The organism is Xanthobacter pseudotagetidis (assembly GCF_043194795.2).
Classification (GTDB): domain Bacteria; phylum Pseudomonadota; class Alphaproteobacteria; order Rhizobiales; family Xanthobacteraceae; genus Xanthobacter; species Xanthobacter tagetidis_A.
Window position 1 is genome coordinate 3606625 of sequence record NZ_CM195534.1, and the last position, 17781, is coordinate 3624405.

At 70.2% G+C, this 17781-nt stretch carries 15 protein-coding genes; 13 read left to right on the forward strand and 2 right to left on the reverse strand.

Annotation, left to right across the window (positions count from 1 at the left end; genetic code table 11):
- Positions 1-294: 294 nt before the first annotated feature.
- The gene (locus V5F67_RS16505; protein WP_394016717.1) at positions 295-1284 is read left to right on the forward strand and encodes a DUF937 domain-containing protein; all 990 of its coding nucleotides are present in this window, start codon (positions 295-297) and stop codon (positions 1282-1284) included.
- A gap of 267 nt (positions 1285-1551) precedes the next feature.
- Here V5F67_RS16505 and V5F67_RS16510 read toward each other — a convergent pair whose 3' ends face one another.
- Entirely contained in the window at positions 1552-1887 is a 336-nt protein-coding gene (locus V5F67_RS16510; protein ID WP_394016716.1) for a DUF1127 domain-containing protein, read from the reverse strand.
- Positions 1888-2129: 242 nt separating this feature from the next.
- Between V5F67_RS16510 and V5F67_RS16515 the strand changes: the two genes are divergently transcribed.
- The 11 genes from V5F67_RS16515 to V5F67_RS16565 all read left to right on the forward strand — a co-directional run bounded on the left by V5F67_RS16515 (position 2130) and on the right by V5F67_RS16565 (position 13531).
- Complete coding sequence (locus tag V5F67_RS16515) at positions 2130-3011, forward strand: LysR substrate-binding domain-containing protein (protein ID WP_394016715.1); 882 nt, start codon at positions 2130-2132, stop codon at positions 3009-3011.
- A gap of 416 nt (positions 3012-3427) precedes the next feature.
- Positions 3428-4870 (forward strand): cryptochrome/photolyase family protein, encoded by a 1443-nt coding sequence (locus tag V5F67_RS16520; RefSeq protein WP_394016714.1) that lies wholly within the window; start codon positions 3428-3430, stop codon positions 4868-4870.
- Between the two features lie 85 nt (positions 4871-4955).
- Complete coding sequence (locus tag V5F67_RS16525; protein WP_394016713.1) at positions 4956-5987, forward strand: cysteine synthase A; 1032 nt, start codon at positions 4956-4958, stop codon at positions 5985-5987.
- A gap of 32 nt (positions 5988-6019) precedes the next feature.
- Positions 6020-6868, forward strand: a complete 849-nt coding sequence (sseA, locus tag V5F67_RS16530) for a 3-mercaptopyruvate sulfurtransferase (RefSeq protein WP_394016712.1) — start codon at positions 6020-6022, stop codon at positions 6866-6868.
- 94 nt (positions 6869-6962) lie between these two features.
- A complete protein-coding gene (gene rfbC / locus V5F67_RS16535; RefSeq protein WP_394016711.1) occupies positions 6963-7520 on the forward strand; it encodes a dTDP-4-dehydrorhamnose 3,5-epimerase in 558 nt (185 codons plus the stop codon).
- Positions 7521-7553: 33 nt separating this feature from the next.
- Positions 7554-8603: a dTDP-glucose 4,6-dehydratase gene (rfbB, locus tag V5F67_RS16540; RefSeq protein ID WP_394016710.1), complete on the forward strand. Its 1050-nt coding sequence runs from the start codon at positions 7554-7556 to the stop codon at positions 8601-8603.
- A complete protein-coding gene (gene rfbD, locus V5F67_RS16545) occupies positions 8600-9511 on the forward strand; it encodes a dTDP-4-dehydrorhamnose reductase (RefSeq protein WP_394016709.1) in 912 nt (303 codons plus the stop codon). The genes rfbB and rfbD overlap by 4 nt, the downstream gene beginning before the upstream one ends.
- Positions 9508-10380, forward strand: coding sequence for a glucose-1-phosphate thymidylyltransferase RfbA (gene rfbA / locus V5F67_RS16550; RefSeq protein ID WP_394016708.1), 873 nt, complete (start codon positions 9508-9510; stop codon positions 10378-10380). The genes rfbD and rfbA overlap by 4 nt, the downstream gene beginning before the upstream one ends.
- A gap of 357 nt (positions 10381-10737) precedes the next feature.
- Complete coding sequence (locus V5F67_RS16555; protein WP_394016707.1) at positions 10738-11337, forward strand: D-sedoheptulose 7-phosphate isomerase; 600 nt, start codon at positions 10738-10740, stop codon at positions 11335-11337.
- Positions 11338-11341: 4 nt separating this feature from the next.
- Positions 11342-12679 carry a D-glycero-alpha-D-manno-heptose-1,7-bisphosphate 7-phosphatase gene (locus tag V5F67_RS16560; RefSeq protein WP_394016706.1) on the forward strand — a complete coding sequence of 446 codons (1338 nt, stop codon included), beginning with the start codon at positions 11342-11344 and terminating at the stop codon, positions 12677-12679.
- Positions 12680-12757: 78 nt separating this feature from the next.
- Entirely contained in the window at positions 12758-13531 is a 774-nt protein-coding gene (locus tag V5F67_RS16565) for a ferredoxin--NADP reductase (protein ID WP_394016705.1), read from the forward strand.
- Positions 13532-13548: 17 nt separating this feature from the next.
- Here V5F67_RS16565 and V5F67_RS16570 read toward each other — a convergent pair whose 3' ends face one another.
- Positions 13549-16977 (reverse strand): YhdP family protein, encoded by a 3429-nt coding sequence (locus V5F67_RS16570; protein ID WP_509210577.1) that lies wholly within the window; start codon positions 16975-16977, stop codon positions 13549-13551.
- A 308-nt stretch (positions 16978-17285) separates the two neighbouring features.
- Here V5F67_RS16570 and V5F67_RS16575 point away from each other — a divergent pair, with 308 nt between their 5' ends.
- Entirely contained in the window at positions 17286-17759 is a 474-nt protein-coding gene (locus V5F67_RS16575) for a peroxiredoxin (RefSeq protein WP_394016703.1), read from the forward strand.
- Positions 17760-17781 lie beyond the last annotated feature (22 nt).

Below are 17781 nucleotides of genomic sequence, written 5' to 3' on the forward strand. Positions count from 1 at the left end.
CCTGCCAGGGATGTCCTGCCGGGACGTCCTGCCGGGACTCGGGGGCAATTCCAGCCGGACCTGAGCGGGACTTGAGCAGCGCCGGGCGGGACTTGACGGGACTCGGCGGGTGTTGGCTGGGTTCGGCCACCCGCCGCGATCCATTCGTGATTTCGGCAGAAGCATGGCGTAAGGTTGCGGTGGCGGATCGAATCCGCCCGCGCCGGGGCGCCGCCCGGCGCTCCGAGATGGGTCGGAGCGAAGGCACCGGGGCGGACCGGCCTTCGAGAAGAACCCGCTCCGACGGAGGCCGCCATGGACGAGTTTCTTCGCATGTTGAGTTCGGCCCAGGGCGGCAAGGGCATGGAGGCGCTCGCGCGGGCCTACGGGCTGTCGCTGCAGCAGACGCAGGCGGCCGCCGAGGCGATGATCCCGGCCTTCGCCCAAGGCTTCCGCCATGCCACCCAGTCGCCGGAGGCCATGGGCTTGCTCATGTCGCTGATGGCCAACGGCCCCTACGGCGCGCTCTACGCCCAGCCGGCCGCCCCGTCCGAGCTGTCCCGCGCCGGACAGCAGGCGCTCGACGCGGTGTTCGGGCCGGGCGAGATGAGCCGCGCGGTGGCCAACCAGGTGGCGGCCTCGACCGGTCTTGGCGTGGCGCTGGTGCGCCAGATGATGCCCGCCTACGCCGCGCTGATGGTGGGGGGGCTTTCGCGCTCGCTCGCGGCCTCGGGCGCGCTGCAGCAGATGCTCGCGGCCATGCTGAGCCGCATGCCGGGCGCCGAGCCGCCGCCGCGCGCGGCGCCGCCGCGCACCGGCAATCCGTGGATCGACGCCTTCCTCGCCTTCTCGGCGCCGGAGGCCCGCGCGCCCTCCACCGGCAATCCGTGGGCCGATGCCTTCGCCCGCTCCATGATGCACTACGCCCCCGCGGCTGCATCGGCCACGTCCGCCCGCAGCGCCGGCGCGGCCTGGCAGGAGGTGGTGAACGCGATGGCGAACACCATGGCGCAAGTGGGACAGATGGGACAGGCCGGGCAGGCGGCGACCGGCGCCGGCACTCCCGCCGCCCCGGCGCGCGGCGCCAAGCCGGCGGCCGGGACCGGCACATCGAGCCCCCTGCCGTTCCAGGATTTCTTCGCGCAGATGTTCGCCCAGGGGTTCCCGCCCCGCCTGCCCGGCACCGACGACGACCGTCCGCGCTATACCTTTCCGGACTACTGGTTCGATATCATGTCGCCGACGCAGCCCGCAGAGGATGCGGCGGGCGGCAGACCCAAGGAGCCGGGCGGCACCGACAAATAGCACCGTCGCCAGCGCCCGCGCGCGTGCAGAACGGCGCCGGCGCTCGCTTCTCCGCAAATCGGCGGCCTGCCCCGCAGGCAGGGATCGCGCGGCCGATCATCGCGCGCCGCCGCAACCTGCTTCAGGACTGGAAATCCGGCGTCCCCTCGGGCCGAACGCGGCGCGCCAGGAAACAAAGGCGGCCCGCGCCGGTTGCGGACGGCGCGGGCCAGGCGCGGCGGTGCCGAGGGGCGTGCCCGCCGGTTCGGATAAGGCGCTGGCCGTCCCTCAGGACGGGCGGACGGCGCGCGCGAGCCGGCTCGCGGTCCGGCGCTCGTTGACGCGCACGGCCAGGGCGAGGGTGGGATCGGACAGCATCGGGCTTGCGGTCGCGTCGCGCAGGTCGGAGCGTGTCAGCCCGATGTCCGAGAGCATGTGATCGTCGAGCCCGGCGAGTTCGTTGAGGGTGCGGCGGCGCTCCATCGCGCGGCCCACGCCGGCCGCAGCCTTCAGGCCGGCGCCCAGCGTGCGCGCGACGGCGAGCACGAGGACGGCCATGAGTTCGCCCACCGGGGCGACGGCAGAGCTGCGGATTTCACCATGGATACTCATCTTCATCTCCATCACCGCGTGTCGGCGCCCGCCCTTAATTTCTCGGCTGTCCGTGGCCCCCGAGCCACCCGATCTCGCGCCCACGCTGATCTGGCGCCTTTGTGCCCTGCAGCAATGAATCAAGCTAGCGAATGTTTTTCATCTCACTTATCATTGATAATGATGAGTTGACGTGACCGCCGGGAGCGGCCGGGTCAGGCCTTGGCGCGCCAAGGCGCCGGCGCGGGCGCCTAAAAAACGACCGGGAGAAAATCATGAGCATCCTCCTCGATCCCGACCAGCTGCGGACCTTCGTCGCCATCGCGGAAACGGGCAGCTTCACGCGGGCGGCGGAGGTGGTTCACAAGACTCAGTCCGCGGTCTCGATGCAGATGAAGCGGCTGGAGGAGCGGGTCGGCCGGCCCATCTTCACCCGCGACGGGCGCGCCTCGCGCCTGACCGAGGACGGCGAACGCCTGCTCGACTACGCCCGGCGCATCGTGAAGCTGAACCTGGAGGCGGTCTCCAGCTTCACCGACACCGCCCTCTCGGGCCGCGTCTGTCTCGGCGTGCCCGACGATTATGCCGACCGCTACCTGCCGGACATCATGGCCCGCTTCTCGCGCACCCACCCCTCGGTGGAGCTGACGGTCATCTGCGAGCCCACCAGCGATCTGGCGCCGCGCGTCGCCGCCGGCGCCATCGACATCGCCATCATCACCAACACCGAGACCAGCGCCCGCAACGCCCAGGTGATCCGCCGCGAGCGGCTGATGTGGGTGTCCTCGGCGCGCCATGCGGTGCACCTGGAGACGCCGGTTCCCCTGGCGCTGGGGCGGCCCACCTGCGAGTGGCGCGCGCTCGCCGTCTCGCGCCTGTCGGGCGCCGGGCGCAGCCACCGCGTGCTCTACACCAGCCCCAACAGCGGCGCGGTCTCGGCCGCCGTGTTGGCAGGCCTCGCGGTGTCGGTATTCCCGGAATCGGCGCTGCGGCCCGGCATGCGGGTGCTCGGCACCGGCGACGGCTATCCCTCGCTGCCGCCGTGCGAGATCGGCCTGCTGCGCAGCCGGCACGAGCCCTCGCCCATCGCCGACGCGCTCGCCCACCACATCATCCAGGGGCTCGACAACCTGACCGAGGCCGAGGCCGCGCAATAAGCGGTAGCCGCGCGCCGCCGCCGCCCCTGTTCGCACTGTCGTCCTCCGGCCTGACCGGAGGGCCCATGGCCCACGCTGCATCGCCGTCGGAGAGGATGGGCGCTCCGGTCAAGCAGGTGCATGACGGCGAAAGGCGCATGACGGCGAAAACGGCACAGGTCGCGCCCCCTCCCCTGCCCCTTCCCACGAGGGGAAGAGGAAGAGCCTCGCCCACCAGGGATGGGCCCGGGCGAGATCGTGCCGCGCTCCCCGCATCCGGCAGGGCCGGGCCGGTTCACAGCCGTCGGTGAACGCGCTATCTCTTTGTTGTGGCGTGTCAATCTTGTGCGCTGCGGCAGACCGAGGACGGTCTGGGGCGAGGGCGGGCGACGAGCCCCGTGAACCGACCGGGCCACGGGTGCGTAAGGACATGCGTCATGCCGTCCCACTCCCCCGCCCTGGTCTGGCTGCGTGACGACCTGCGCCTCGCCGACAACCCCGCCCTCAGCCGCGCCGCCGACGGCGGACGGCCGGTCGCCGCGCTCTACGTGCTGGACGAGGACAGTCCCGGCATCCGCCCGCTGGGCGGGGCGGCGCGCTGGTGGCTCGCCGGCTCGCTGCGCGCGCTCCGGGCGGACCTTGCCCGGCACGGCGTGCCGCTCATCCTGCGGCGCGGTCCGGCGGCGCGGGTGGTCGGCGAGGTGGCATCGCAGATCGGCGCCGGCCTCGTGGCCTTCAACGACCGCCCCGGCGCCGCCGAGGCGAAGATCGACCGCAAGGTGGCCGAGCAGCTGAAAGGCGAGGAGCGGGAGGTCGCGCGGGACGGCGCACACCTGCTCCACCCGCCCGGCTCCGTGACGACGAGCGCGGGCCGCATGCCGCGCACCTTCTCGGCCTTCCACCGCGCCGCCCTGAAGCTTCAGGTCGGCGCGCCCCTCGGCGCGCCGCGCCGCCTGACCGGCCTTGCCTCGGGTGTCGCCAGCGAGGACCTGGACAGCTGGGAGCTGGAGCCGCGCCGGCCCGACTGGGCGGGCGGGCTGCGCGCCGCCTGGACGCCGGGCGAACACGCAGCTCGGGCACGGCTCGAAGACTTCCTGGAGCAGGGGCTTGCCGGCTATGCGAATGGACGCGACCGGCCGGACCTCGGCCACGTCTCCCGCCTTTCGCCGCATCTGCGGTTCGGAGAAATCTCGCCGCGCCAGCTGCTCGCCGCCGTGCGCCATGCGGCTGCGGAGGGAGCGGCGCCGCAGGCCGACGCGGACAAGTTCGAGGCCGAGCTCTATTGGCGCGAATTCTCCCACCACCTGCTCGCCGAGGTCGGCGACATCGCCCGTCGCAACATCCAGGATTCGTTCGATCTTTTTCCCTGGCGCGAGGCGCCGGGGGAGCTGAAGGCGTGGCAGCGCGGGCGCACCGGCTACCCGCTGGTCGATGCCGGCCTGCGCCAGCTCTGGCAGACCGGCTGGATGCACAACCGCGTGCGGATGGTGGTCGCCTCGTTCCTGTCCAAGCACCTGCTCATGGACTGGCGGACCGGCGAGGCATGGTTCTGGGACACGCTGGTGGATGCAGACCCGGCCAACAACCCCACCAACTGGCAGTGGGTGGCCGGCAGCGGGCTCGACGCCGCGCCCTATTTTCGCATCTTCAACCCCGTGGCCCAGGGAGAGAAGTTCGATCCCGCGGGCACCTATGTCCGCGCCTTCGTGCCGGAACTGGCGAAGCTGCCCGACACTCTGATCCACAAGCCCTGGACCGCCGACGCCGGCACCCTCGCCGCCGCCGGCATCCGGCTCGGCGTGACCTATCCCAAGCCGGTCGTCGACCATGCCGCGGCACGGGAACGCGCGCTGCTCGCGCTTAAATCCACAATAAAATAGTGTGATCGTAATTATCGCCGTATTCAGTTGATGGAATGTGGACCGTTCGCTAATTTACGTTGGAAATTTGATTGAAGGCTTCATCATGACCATTCGCGAAGGGCTCCTCGATTCCATCGGCCACACCCCCCTGATCCGCCTGAAGCGCGCTTCCGAGGCGACCGGCTGCGAGATCCTCGGCAAGGCCGAATTCCTCAATCCCGGCCAGTCGGTGAAGGACCGCGCCGCGCTCGGCATCATCCAGGACGCCATCGCGCGCAAGGCGCTCCAACCCGGCGGGGTGATTGTCGAGGGCACCGCCGGCAACACCGGCATCGGCCTCGCGCTGGTGGCCGCCCCGCTCGGCTTCCGCACCGTCATCGTGATCCCGGAGACTCAGTCGCAGGAAAAGAAGGACATGCTGCGCCTCGCCGGCGCGACGCTGGTGGAGGTGCCGGCCGTGCCCTACTCCAATCCCAACAACTACGTGAAGGTCTCCGGCCGCCTCGCCGAGGCGCTGGCGCAGAGCGAGCCCAACGGCGCCATCTGGGCCAACCAGTTCGACAATGTGGCGAACCGGCAGGCGCACATCGACACCACCGGTCCGGAGATCTGGGCCGACACCGCCGGCAAGGTGGACGGCTTCACCTGCGCGGTCGGCACCGGCGGCACGCTGGCCGGCATCGCCATCGCGCTGAAGGAGCGCAATCCGAACATCCGCACCGCCTGCGCCGATCCCATGGGGGCGGCGCTCTATTCCTACTACACCACCGGCGAGTTGCACGCGGAGGGCTCCTCCATCACCGAGGGCATCGGCCAGGGCCGCATCACCGCCAACCTCGAAGGCGCGCCCATCGACACCGCCTTCCAGATCCCGGACGAGGAGGCGCTGCCCATCGTGTTCGACCTCCTGGAGCACGAGGGCCTGTGCCTCGGCGGCTCCTCGGGGGTGAACGTCGCCGGCGCCATCCGCCTGGCGAAGGAGATGGGGCCGGGGCACACCATCGTCACCATCCTCTGCGACTACGGCACGCGCTATCAGTCGAAGCTCTTCAATCCCGACTTCCTTCGTGGCAAGAACCTGCCTGTCCCCGGGTGGCTCGAGCGCGAGGCCAAGGTGCCGAACGTGCTCGTCTGAGGCCCCCAGAACAAGAACAGGAGCACCTCAGGATGCCTGCCGATCCCAGCCCGTTCGTCTCCACCGAATGGCTCGCCGCCAATCTCGGCGCGCCCGACCTCGTGGTGGTGGACGCCTCCTGGCACCTTCCGCCCGCCGGGCGCGACGGCCGCGCGGAGTTCCTGGAGCGGCACATTCCCGGCGCGGTGTTCTTCGATCTCGACGGCATTTCCGACCATTCCAGCAGCCTGCCGCATATGCTGCCGGACCCCACCACCTTCGCCCGCGAGGTGAGCGCGCTCGGCATCGGCGACGGCCTGCGCATCGTCGTCTATGACGCGCTCGGCCTGTTCTCGGCGCCGCGCGTGTGGTGGACGTTCAAGGCCTTCGGCGCCTCCGAGGTGATGCTGCTGGACGGCGGCCTGCCCAAGTGGCTGGCGGAGGAGCGCGAGACCGAGAGCGGCCCTGCCGGCCGCCTCCCCTCCCACTTCACCGCCCGCCTGGACCGGACCGTCGTGGCCGACATGGCCCAGGTGGAGCGCGCCCTTTCCTCCGGCGGCGCGCAGCTGCTCGATGCCCGGTCCAAGGAGCGCTTCGCCGGCACCGCCCCCGAGCCGCGCGCCGGCCTGCCCTCCGGCCACATGCCGGGCGCCTTCAACCTGCCGCACTCGGCGGTGGTGGCGGACGGCCGGCTTGCCGACGCCGACACCATCCGCGCGGCGGTCGCGCAGACCGGCCTCGATTTGTCGCGTCCGGTGATCCCCACCTGCGGCTCGGGCGTCTCGGCCGCCATCCTCTGGCTGGCGCTGGAGCGCATCGGCAAGCGTCCGCTCGCGCTCTATGACGGCTCCTGGAGCGAATGGGCCTCCAGCGGCAAGCCGGTGGAGACCGACGCCGCCTGAGCACCGGGGCGCCCTCGCCCTTCCCTCGGCCGGAAACCCGCACTAGAAGCGCGCAGCTTCACGCATTCCCCATGTCGCAGGCCCACCCCGCACCATGACCACCTTCACGCCCCTCGCCCTGCCCGAGGTGATCCTTGCGACCCCGCGCCGCTTCGGCGACGCGCGCGGCTATTTCTGCGAGACCTATGTGAAGCCGCGCTATGCCGCCGGCGGCATAAGCGCCGATTTCGTGCAGGACAATGAGAGCCTGTCCGAGGCGGCCGGCACCATCCGCGGCCTGCACCTCCAGGCGCCGCCCTTCGCCCAGGCGAAGCTCGTGCGGGTGCTGGACGGCGCGATCTTCGACGTCGCCGTGGACGTGCGCAGGGGCTCGGCGAGCTACGGACGGTGGGTGGGCGCGAGGCTGACGGCAGAGGTCGGCGAGCAGCTGTTCATCCCGCAGGGGTTTGCCCACGGCTTCGTCACACTCGCACCGGGCACCCGCGTCGCCTATAAGGTGGACGCCCTCTACGACCGGGACAGCGAGCGCGGGATCATCTGGAACGACCCCGACCTCGCCATCGACTGGGGCGTCGAGGCTGCGGCGGCGGTGCTGTCCGACAAGGACCTGGTGCTGCCGCGGTTCAAGGATTTCGACAGCCCCTTCGCCTGAGCGGCGGAGCGGCGGCAGAGGTAGGCGGATCGCATGCGCGTGTTGGTGACGGGAGGCGCGGGCTTCATCGGCTCGGCGGTGGTGCGGCACCTGATCGGGCTCGGGCACCAGGTGCTCACCTTCGACAAGCTCACCTATGCGGGCAACCTCGGCTCCCTGGCGGGGGCGATGGGCCATGCGAACCACACCTTCCTCAAGGCCGACATCTGCGACGCCGCCGCGGTGCGCGCCGCCTTCTCCTCCTTCCGCCCCGAGCTGGTGATGCATCTTGCCGCCGAGAGCCACGTGGACCGCTCCATCGATGGGCCGGGCGAGTTCATCGGCACCAACGTGGTCGGCACCTACACGATGCTGCAGGAGGCGCTGCGCCATTTCCGCGCGCTGCCGGAGAGCGAGCGCGCGGCGTTCCGCTTCCACCACATCTCCACCGACGAGGTGTTCGGCAGCCTCGGCCCGGAGGGCCTGTTCCGCGAGGACACGCCCTACCAGCCGAACTCGCCCTATTCCGCCTCCAAGGCCGCCTCGGACCACCTGGTGCGAGCCTGGTTCCACACCTACGGCCTGCCGGCGGTGATGTCGAACTGCTCGAACAATTATGGCCCGTACCACTTCCCCGAGAAGCTGATCCCGCTGGTCATCCTCAACGCGCTCGAAGGCGCCCCGCTGCCGGTCTACGGCACCGGCGAGAACGTGCGCGACTGGCTCTACGTGGAGGACCATGCCGAGGCGCTGGTGCTGATCGCCACCAAGGGCCGGCCGGGCGAGAGCTACAACGTGGGCGGCGCCAGCGAGCGGCGCAACATCGACGTGGTGCGCGCCATCTGCGCGGTGCTCGACGCTCGCGTTCCGGATGCAGCGATCGGCCCGCGCGAGGGGCTGATCCGGTTCGTCACCGACCGCCCGGGCCATGACGCGCGCTATGCCATCGACTTCTCCAAGCTCGCGCGCGAGCTCGGCTGGAGCCCGCGCCACACCTTCGAGAGCGGGCTCGAGGCCACCGTCGACTGGTATCTCTCCAACCGCGACTGGTGGGAGCCCCTGCGCACCCGCTACCAGGGCCAGCGCCTGGGCCTTGCCTCGTGACGCGCATTCTTCTGTTCGGCGCCGGCGGCCAGCTCGGCCGCGAGATCTGCGGCCTCGCCGGAGCGCGCGAGCTGGATTTCGTCGCCCTCGACCGCGCCGCGCTCGACGTGTGCGACCCGGTGGCGGTGGCCCGCGCCCTGGAGGCGCACCGGCCGGACGCCGTCATCAACGCCGCCGCCTACACCGCCGTCGACAAGGCCGAGAGCGAGCCGGAGCGAGCCGCCCGCGCCAACGCCTTCGCCCCCGGCCACATGGCCGAGCGCTGCGCGCGCTACCGCACGCCGCTGATCCACGTCTCCACCGACTACGTTTTCGACGGCACCAAGCAAGGCGCCTATGTGGAGGCGGACCCGGTGGCGCCGCTCGGCGTCTACGGGCGCACCAAGGCGGCGGGCGAGGCGGCGGTGCGCGCCGCCACCGACCGGCACGTGATCGTGCGCACCTCCTGGGTCTACGGCCCCTACGGCAACAATTTCCTGAAGACCATGCTGCGCCTCGCCGGCGAGCGCGACCGCCTGACCGTGGTGGCCGACCAGCGCGGATGCCCGACCGCGACGCGCGACCTCGCCGAGGCGCTGCTTGTGGCGGCGGATGCGGCGGCGAGGGGCGAGGCGCGGTTCGGCACCTATCATTTCGCCGGCACCGGCGCGACCACCTGGCACGGCTTCGCCAGCGCCATCGTCGCGGCGGCGGCCCGGCACACCGGCCGCGCGCCGGAGGTGGCGCCCATCACCACCGCCGAATACCCCACCCCGGCCCGCCGGCCGAGGAATTCCGAGCTGTCGAGCGCGCTGTTCGAGCGCACCTTCGGCTACAAGGCCGCGCCATGGACCGAGCGCGCGCGCGAGGTGGTGGACCAGCTTATCGGCGCCGAAGCCGCCGGGACGCGTACCGAGGAGGCAAAGTGAAGGGCATCATCCTCGCCGGAGGCTCCGGCACCCGGCTCCACCCCATCACCCTCGTCGTGTCCAAGCAGCTGCTGCCGGTCTACGACAAGCCGATGATCTACTATCCCCTGTGCACGCTCATGATGGCGGGCATCAAGGACATCCTGATCATCACCACGCCCCACGACGCGCCCCTGTTCCAGGCGCTGCTCAAGGACGGCAGCCAGTTCGGCATCTCGTTGAGCTATGCGGTGCAGGAGCATCCGCGCGGGCTCGCGGACGCCTTCATCGTCGGCCGCGACTTCGTGGGCGACGACCGCGTGGCGCTGGTGCTGGGCGACAACCTGTTCTTCGGCCACGGACTGCCGGAGCTGATGCAGGACGCCGCGCGCCGCATCGAGGGCGCCACCGTGTTCGGCTATCCGGTCACCGACCCCGAGCGCTACGGCGTGGTGGAGATGGACCGGACCGGCCGCGTGCTTTCCCTGGAGGAGAAGCCGGCAAAGCCGAAGTCCAACCTCGCCGTGACCGGCCTTTATTTCTACGACAACCAGGTGGCGGAGATCGCCGCCGGCCTCAAGCCCTCGCCGCGCGGCGAGATCGAGATCACCGACGTGAACAAGGCCTATCTGGAGCGCGGGCAGCTCCATGTCTCCATGATGGGGCGCGGCTTCGCCTGGCTCGACACCGGGACACCGGATTCGCTCGTCGAGGCGGCGCAGTTCGTGCAGATCATCGAGAAGCGCCAGGGCCTCAGGGTCTCCGCTCCCGAGGAGGTGGCCTTCCGCGCCGGCTTCATCGACGTGGCGCAGCTGCGCGTCCAGGCGAAGGCATTCGCCAAGTCCACCTACGGCGCCTATCTCGCCCGCCTCGCGGACGAGGGCCTCTAGAGTCTCTTAGGAACCAATAGGGCCTCAATAATAGCCCCGACACCTGGTTGCTCCGTCATCCCCCGGCTTGTCCGGGGGATCCACCCTGCGGGCGGCCGACCGTTATGTCCCGAGGCGCGGCGCAAGCGGCCCCGTTATGCCCCGGACAAGCCGGGGCATAACGGCGTTAAATATAACAACGGCTTAGGTTCCTCACGGCCTCCATGCCTGAAAAGACAAGCAGCTTTGGCAGTGAACGGCATCACGAGAAGGGCGACCGTTTGTTGCCCACGCCCTTCCCTGCTAAACCGCTGCAGGAAATGACATGCGCCGTGGCGTTCCGGCACCGCGCCGCTCAGCGGACCTCATGAAGGCCAGATGAAGACCACCGACCAGAACGCCATCGCCGACTATCTGGACCAGTCCCGCGCGGTGCTGGAGGCGGCGCTTGCCGCGCCAGCCTTCCTCGCCGCCGCGAGCGCCATGACCGAAGCCTGGGTGACCTGCCTCGGCAATGGCGGCAAGGTGCTGCTGTTCGGCAATGGCGGCAGCGCGGGTGACGCCCAGCACATCGCCGGCGAGTTGCTCTCGCGCTTCCGCTACGACCGCGCCCCGCTGCCGGCGCTGGCGCTCACCGTGGACAGCTCGGTGCTCACCGCCATCGCCAACGACTATGGCTACGAGCAGGTATTCTCGCGCCAGGTGGCCGGCCTCGCCAAGCCGGGCGACGTGGCGGTGGGCATCTCCACCTCCGGCCGCTCGCCCAACGTGGTGGAGGGGCTCAAGATGGCCCGCGCATGCGGTGCGGTCGCCGTCGGCTTCACCGGCGAGGACCCGCGCGACATGGGCCCGCTGTGCGACATCGTGCTCGCCGCGCCGTCGGCCTCCACGCCGCTGATCCAGCAGGTGCACCTCGCCACCGCGCACATCATCTGCGAGCGGGTCGAGGCACGCCTGTTCCCCCGGGCCGGCCGGTGACGCCATGCGGGCCGGCCACGCCTTCGCGGAAGACGCGCCGGACGTGGTGGTCGTGCTGCTGGGCGCGACCGACACCGCGGCGGACGGTGATCCGGCGCGGCTCCAGCGGCTGATCGCCGAGGCCGGCCGCCACGGCTTCCGTTCCGTCCATATCTTCCATGCGCCGGCCTGCACCTTCGCCGTGAACGAGGCGCTCGGCTCGCTGCCGGCCCTGGAACCGATGCCGCAGGTCGACAGCTTCGCCACCGGCTCTCCCTTCGCCACGCTGCGCACGCGCCTGCCCGAGCTCGGCGCCCGTGTGCTGGTGGCGAGCGGGCTGACGCTGCCGGACTTCAACTGGCTCGATCTGATGGCGGCTCTGGCGCCCGCCCGGGCCGGCGTCGCAGCGCTTTACGAGGGCGCGGCGGATGCGGCGTTCCTGCTGGAGGAGGACCGCGCCCTGCCCGGCCGGCGCCTGGGCGATGCGCCGCGGCACGGCTTTGCCAACCTGGCGCTGCTGGAGCATGACGCATTGGCCGGGCTGGGCGACGCCGTCACGCTGGCGGCCGCCCTGCGCCGCCTGGCGGAGGCCGGCACCCTCGGCGGGCGGCTCGTGCCGCCCCCGGCGCGCCTGCCGACGGAAATCCGCTCGCCCCGGCCCGCTTTGTTCCTCGACCGCGACGGCACGCTGAACGTGGACTACGGCTACGTCTACGATCCCGAGCGGCTGGTGTTCCTGCCGGGGGCGGCGGCGGCGGTGAAGCAGGCCAACGATCTCGGCTTCTACGTCTTCCTCGTCACCAACCAGTCCGGCGTCGGGCGCGGCTACTACACTGAGGCGGACGTGGATCGGTGCAACGCCACGCTCCAGCGGCACCTGCGCGCATTCGGCGCCCATCTCGACGACATCCGCTACTGCTCCGACCATCCCGACGCGCTCATCGAGGCCCATCGGCGCCCCACTGGCTGGCGCAAGCCGGCGCCGGGCATGTTGATCGATCTCATGGAGCACTGGCCGGTGGTGCGCGAGAAGAGCCTGATGGTGGGCGACAAGGACAGCGACATGGGCGCCGGCCGGGCCGCAGGCGTGGATTGCGCGAAGTTCGAGACCGAGGACCTCGCCGCCTTTCTCGGGCCGCTGCTCCTGGCGGAACGCAACGTGCCCGAGCCGCTTCCCCTGGCTTCGGAGCTGATCGAGGAGCCTGAGCCCGACCCGCCTGCGCCGCTCGCCGTGACCTCGGCTGGACCTGAGGCCGTGGCGTCCGCGCCAATGGCGGAGCCTGACCCAGCGCCGGAGACGGAGACGGAAAAGCCGGCATCGAGACACGGCGTCGCACTTTTTCCTCCAGATCACATCCTGTAGAGTGAATTTAACGCATCCCACAGCGTATATCTGTATTTCGCCGCCTTCTCCCTGCGGCACATCGAATTGGATTTCGCAATGAGCAATTTCAACGAAGAGACGGTGAAGAGCGTTCATCACTGGACCGACAACCTGTTCTCCTTCACCTGCACGCGCGATCCCGGCTTCCGCTTCCTCAACGGGCAGTTCACGATGATCGGCCTGATGCTGGAGGGCCGGCCGCTGCTGCGTGCCTATTCCATGGCGTCCGCGAACTATGAGGAGGACCTGCAGTTCTTCTCCATCAAGGTGCCGAACGGGCCGCTCACCTCGAAGCTCCAGCACCTCAAGGTGGGCGACAAGATCCTGGTGGGCCGCAAGCCCACCGGCACGCTGATCCAGGAGAACCTGCTGCCCGGCCGCACCCTGTGGCTGCTCTCCACCGGCACCGGGCTCGCGCCCTTCCTCTCGGTGGTGAAGGACCCGGAAGCCTACGACCGGTTCGAGAAGATCGTCCTGATCCACGGCACGCGCACAGTGGCCGAGCTTGCCTACGACGACTACCTCACCACCGCGCTCCCCCACGACGAGCACATCGGCGAGATGGTGGCGGAAAAGCTCGTCTATTACCCGACCGTGACGCGCGAGCCGTTCCGCAATCAGGGGCGCATCACCGACCTCATCAATGCCGGCAAAATCTTCTCGGATCTCGGCCTGCCCGAGATCACGCCGGAGAACGACCGGCTGATGCTCTGCGGCAGCCCGCAGATGCTGAAGGACGTGGTGGAACTGCTGGAGGGCCGCGGCTTCAAGGAGGGCAGCGCGTCCGATCCCGGCCACTACGTGATCGAGAAGGCGTTCGTGGAGCGCTGAGCGGCAGCGCCGCCGCCTCACCGGGTCGGCGGCTGGACGTTGGAATCGCGGAACTCGAAGATCTTGCGCAGGAATCCCGGCGCCACCGCCGACATGGGGTTGATGCGCAGCGTCGGGCCGCTGGAGATGGGGCCGACGATCTCGAACGTCACCCCGAGCAGCCCCTCGTTCGGGCCGCCGCCGAGGAACAAGCCGATCAGCGGCAGCTTCGAGAACATGTTGTTGAGCGCGTATGCGGGCACGAAGGTGCCGCGCATGGCCATGCGGTCCTGCGCGAAGTCGAGCGTGCCGTCGAAGGTGGCGCCGACGGAGGGGCCCCAGATGGCGCCCTCGCGGAACGTCACCTTGCCGGTGGTGCGGGCGAACTGGGCCTGCGCCTTGTCGAACATCGCGGAGCCCGGCTCCGCGCGGCCTGAGCTGTCGCGCGCCGCGCTCGCCAGCCGGTCGAGCCCCGGCTCGCCCTTGATGGCGAAGTCGCGGATGTGCAGCACCCCCTCCTGGGGCGTCTGGTCGCTGCGCGGCGGATCGATGACGAGCCAGGCCTCGCCGCCCTGGACCTTGGCGTAGATGTCGAGGAAGCGCAGCATGGCGCCCGCGTCCGATGTGGCGACGTGCAGCGCCCGCTGGCGGCCCTGCCAGGAGCGCATCTCGCCCGCGACCGAGCCGTCGCGGCCGGCCTTGGCGGTGAGCACGAAAGCCCGCATTTCGACGCCACGGCGGCTGGTCTGGAGCTCGAACTGGCGCAACACCTCGCCGTAATTGCCGGTGAGCGCGCCGATCTTGGCATCCACGTCCACGTCGGGCGTCTTCTGCGGCTTCTTCGAGGGCGGCGGCGTGGAGACGAGGCTCTTCATGATGCCGCGGGCGTCCATCACCTCGCCGGTGATGCGGATCTTCAGCACGTCGCCGGAGCGTTCGGCGCGAAGCGCGGCCTTGTCGCCGTCCGACAGCTGGAAGGTCGGGAACTGGGCGCCGATGAGCTCGCCGCCGTCGGACAGCTCCAGCGATCCCTTCAGCAGCGTGCCGGAACCGTCGAGGACGAGGTCCTCGAGCCGCACCGACGGCCCCTTGTCGTTGAGGGTGAAGCGCGCCTTCAGCGGCTTTCCGGCGGGCTTGGAGAGGCCGGGGATGAGGTCCTGGATGCGCGCGGCGGTGAGGTCGACCTCGATGCTGGCGCGCGTGTCCTTGTTGTTGGTGGTGCCCACGAGGCGCACCCCGAGGGTGCCGAACACGCCGGGCACGTCCACCCCCAGCCGCTCGCGCGCCGCGTCGTCGAGATTGGCGCTGACGCGGATGTCGGAATCGGCGACGTCCTTCTTCTTCTCGTACTCGAACGCCACCGGCGCGCCGCCGAGCTTGCCCTCGCCGCGCAGCACCACCCCCGCGGGCGAGGCGAAGGCCTTCACCGTGGCCCCTTCCAGGCGCTGGCCGTGGAACACCTTGTCGACGCCGAAATCGGTGAGGGAGGCCTCAAAGGAATAGTCGATGTCCTCCGGCTTCATCACCTTGCGGAAGACGATGTTCACCTGCAGCAGCGCCGAGAGGCGCCCGCGCGTGGTGGAAGGGTCGAAGGCGGTGCCGGTGGGGCCCTTCAGCGGCTCCATGCCGAGAATCTCGATGCCGGCATCGGCCGGCCCCTCGAACTTCACGGATATCTGGGAGGTGGGCTCGCGCGGGAAATAATCCGGGATCAGCATGATGCCGTCGCTCACCGCGAGCTTGCGGTTCTGGGGCGTCACGACAGTGCCCGACGGCATGGCGATGCGCACGCTCCGTCCCGTGACGGCGATGGCAAGCTTGGCGCCCGCCACCGGGGGCAGGCCCTGCACGGGGCGCACCGTGACCCCCGACGCCGCCACCTTCAGGTCCACCGCGTCGTCGGGCAGCGGAATCTGCTTCTGGCCGATCAGGTCCATGGGAATGCGCACCGACACGGTGAGGCTGTCGGCGGTGCCGGCGGACACGTTCTCCACCACGAACTGGCGCGCCGGCGGCGCGATCGAGACCGGCCAGACGCGCTTCAGCGTCGCCGCCGGCAGGGGGGTGGTGGAGGCGTCGAAGAACAGGGTCGGCGCCGCCATGCCGAAATCGAACGCGGCGGTGAAGCTCATGCTGCCGGTCGGCCCGCCGACGAAGCCCTTGTCGACGACGAGGCGCTTGTCCGGGCTGGTCCAGCGGCCGGAGACCGCGACCCGATCGAGCGTGACGGGCGGCTCCGACATTTCTCCCGCGAGCACGATGCCGTCCGGACCAAGGCTGAAGGACCAGGGATCGCCCACCCGGGCCGGGACCACGATCTCGCCCTTGAGGCCGATGCGGTTCTGCCCCTTGATGGCGACGATCGGCCCGAGCGCGATGACGCGGCGCGCCGGATCGAGCACCGCCTCAAGGCGAGCCGTGTCGATGTGGAACCGCTCGTCCACCGCCTCGCCGTTGCCGACGGCGCCGGCGCCGAAAACGAACTCCGCCTTCGCCGCCTTCACCGCGCCGTCGAGCCCGAGGCGGGCGAAGAGCGTCGCGTCGAGCGGCGTGTCCATGTAGAAGCGCCGGTGATCCTGGCTGAAGGCCTGCACCAGGTCTCGGGTCGACACGTTGTCGAGCTTCATCTCGACGGCGCGCGCGCCGTCCCTCGCCGGGCCGATGCGGGCCACGGCCGTGGCGATGCCGTGCGGCCCCTGAGAGGTGAAGGTGAGCTGCGCCCCGCCGCCCGAGGGACGGGCGAGCCGCACGCCGATGTTCTGGAACACGATGCGCCGGCCGGAACTCTCATTCTCGACGATCAGCGTGCCGTTCTTGAGACCCACGTCCGCAAGCGCGCCGCCGTCGAACCCCGCCGCCTCCAGCTCCTCCGTCCAGCGGGCGAGCACCGCGAGCACCAGCGGATCGGAATTGGCGGCCACGCCGTCGCCGGAAGCCGCGCCCGGGACCGCGGCGCCAAGCGCCGCCGGATCGGCCAGCTGCGCCGGAGCGGGCGCGGACTGTCCGGCCGCGCCCTGCGGGGCGGCGCTCGTCGGCAGGGAGGCGGGAGAAATGGGCTTGGCGCCGCGCCCAGTCGCCACAGCGAGGTGGCCCGAGGCGGCGATGCGCACCGTCATCTCGGCGCCCACGAGGTCGATGCGGCGCGCCTTCGGCGCCAGCGACAGCAGCGAGCCCTCGAGTTCCACCTCGGCGCTGGGCGCGGAGGCGACCAGCTGGCCGTCGGGCCCGATCACCTTGATGTCGTGCACCACGACGGCGGTCGCGCCATTGTCCACGGTCTCGATCGTGGTGGAGCCGATGACGACCTTGTGGCCGCCGCCGATGCGCTCGGCGAGCGCCTGCGCGATGTAGGGGGTGGCGATGTTGGCGGTGACGACGCCGCTGGCGACGAGGACATAGAGCGTCACCGCCGCGACCCCGCCGAGCGCGATCAGGCCGAGGCACACGAACATGTAGATTCGCGCCACGCGTCCCTGCGGAACGAGGAGGCCCATGAATCCACGGCGCGCGCGGCGCGGCGCCCGTCGGACCGGTGGGGTCTGTCTCACGGTGTCCCGCATGGGTCTGTCATCACCTCCCGCAACCTAAGGTCCAAACCGACCCCGGCCTCTCTTCAAGCATCGCCCTGTCCGCCGCCCTCGGCCCCGCGACTCCCTTTTGTGAACCTATCCTGCGCGCGCGGCGTAAAGATGAGGTAGATCAACGCGCGTCATTTCCCCGGCGCAATGCGCGTCTCCGTCCCCTAATGGCGCGGAACACGTCGAAAGGAAGGCGAATGAGCAAATTTCCCGAGGTGGGCGCGAAGGCCCCGGCCTTCACCCTCAAGCGCGACGGCGGCGGCGCGGTCAAGCTCTCCGATTTCGCCGGCAAGAAGCTGGTGCTCTATTTCTACCCCAAGGCCGACACCTCAGGCTGCACCAAGGAGGCGATCGCCTTCAACGGCCTCAAGGACGCCTTCGCCAAGGCCGACACCGCCATCCTAGGCGTCTCCGCCGACCCGGTGACCGCCCAGGACAAGTTCAAGGCCAAGTACGACCTCGACTTCCCGCTCGGCTCGGACGAGACGCGCGAAATGCTGGAGGCCTATGGCGTCTGGGTGGAAAAGAGCATGTACGGCCGCAAATATATGGGCATCGAGCGCGCCACCCTGCTCATCGGCCGCGACGGCAAGGTCGCGCGCACCTGGCCGAAGGTGAAGATCCCCGGCCATGCCGAGGAGGTGCTGAAGGCCGCCGAGGCGCTCGCCTGAACGCAGCCGGCAAAAAGTGTAT

What these genes read in the sequence shown, in the direction of transcription:
- V5F67_RS16510 (WP_394016716.1), bottom strand. Translation starts at nt 1,887, where the DNA reads ATGGAGATGAAGATGAGTATCCATGGTGAAATCCGCAGCTCTGCCGTC.
- V5F67_RS16520 (WP_394016714.1), top strand. Translation starts at nt 3,428, where the DNA reads ATGCCGTCCCACTCCCCCGCCCTGGTCTGGCTGCGTGACGACCTGCGC.
- sseA (WP_394016712.1), top strand. Translation starts at nt 6,020, where the DNA reads ATGCCTGCCGATCCCAGCCCGTTCGTCTCCACCGAATGGCTCGCCGCC.
- V5F67_RS16575 (WP_394016703.1), top strand. Translation starts at nt 17,286, where the DNA reads ATGAGCAAATTTCCCGAGGTGGGCGCGAAGGCCCCGGCCTTCACCCTC.
- rfbC (WP_394016711.1), top strand. Translation starts at nt 6,963, where the DNA reads ATGACCACCTTCACGCCCCTCGCCCTGCCCGAGGTGATCCTTGCGACC.
- V5F67_RS16525 (WP_394016713.1), top strand. Translation starts at nt 4,956, where the DNA reads ATGACCATTCGCGAAGGGCTCCTCGATTCCATCGGCCACACCCCCCTG.
- V5F67_RS16565 (WP_394016705.1), top strand. Translation starts at nt 12,758, where the DNA reads ATGAGCAATTTCAACGAAGAGACGGTGAAGAGCGTTCATCACTGGACC.
- V5F67_RS16505 (WP_394016717.1), top strand. Translation starts at nt 295, where the DNA reads ATGGACGAGTTTCTTCGCATGTTGAGTTCGGCCCAGGGCGGCAAGGGC.
- V5F67_RS16515 (WP_394016715.1), top strand. Translation starts at nt 2,130, where the DNA reads ATGAGCATCCTCCTCGATCCCGACCAGCTGCGGACCTTCGTCGCCATC.
- V5F67_RS16555 (WP_394016707.1), top strand. Translation starts at nt 10,738, where the DNA reads ATGAAGACCACCGACCAGAACGCCATCGCCGACTATCTGGACCAGTCC.
- V5F67_RS16560 (WP_394016706.1), top strand. Translation starts at nt 11,342, where the DNA reads ATGCGGGCCGGCCACGCCTTCGCGGAAGACGCGCCGGACGTGGTGGTC.
- rfbB (WP_394016710.1), top strand. Translation starts at nt 7,554, where the DNA reads ATGCGCGTGTTGGTGACGGGAGGCGCGGGCTTCATCGGCTCGGCGGTG.